Here is a 650-nt window from a genome sequence, read left to right as displayed (position 1 = left end):
GTGACTGGCAGCAGGTATCGCTGGGGACCCAGCATTGGAACGTGCACCGGGTCGGCAAGATGCTCCAGTGCTCGACTGAATCGTACCGGGCCCAGCAGATCATCGAACAGTTCAACGCCCCAGTCGTTCTCCCCGCCCAAGTGCAGCGAACGCTTGGTGTGCAGCTTGACCAGCGTGCGGATATTATCGGCACGCAAGAACGGTAGCACCCGCAGAAACGGCAAAACGTCCCTGCCGTGGTTCGGCACCCGGTATAGCGAAAAACTCAATGTGCTGGCCGTCAGCTGAGCACAGACCGCATCGTCACGACCGGCTACGCAGGTTACGTAGAGATGCAGGCGTTCAGGCAGTTTGATCAAACGGCGCAGGATATCTTGCAGCACTTCGGGGTAATACGCATGGATAACCACGCCGACTGGCGGCTCGCCATCCTCGAATACTGGCGGCTGCGCAACCAGTACTTCGCACTCGTCGACGTGGGGAGCGGCGCTGCTGCCTGACTTGACGGACTGACGTCCAGAAACGCGGTGAGCACCTTGGGCTGATGGTGGAATTATCATGTTCAAACCAATTCAAATAGGGAGCGAGGCTGGAACTCGCTGGCTGCGCCTTTCGCAGCCGAGGGGAGCAAGTATCCACTTTAGTGAGTG

General features: G+C 58.6%; 1 protein-coding gene. It reads right to left on the bottom strand.

The features are described from left to right. Positions 1–560 (bottom strand): rhamnan synthesis F family protein (locus tag BK660_RS31755; RefSeq protein ID WP_221178668.1); only part of this gene is annotated, 560 nt, incomplete at its 3' end. Positions 561–650: the final 90 nt, after the last annotated feature.

Source organism: Pseudomonas brassicacearum (assembly GCF_003732265.1).
Taxonomy (GTDB): Bacteria; Pseudomonadota; Gammaproteobacteria; order Pseudomonadales; family Pseudomonadaceae; genus Aquipseudomonas; species Aquipseudomonas brassicacearum_D.
Note: the sequence above shows the minus strand (reverse complement) of the source record. Positions and strands in the feature narration are given on the sequence as shown.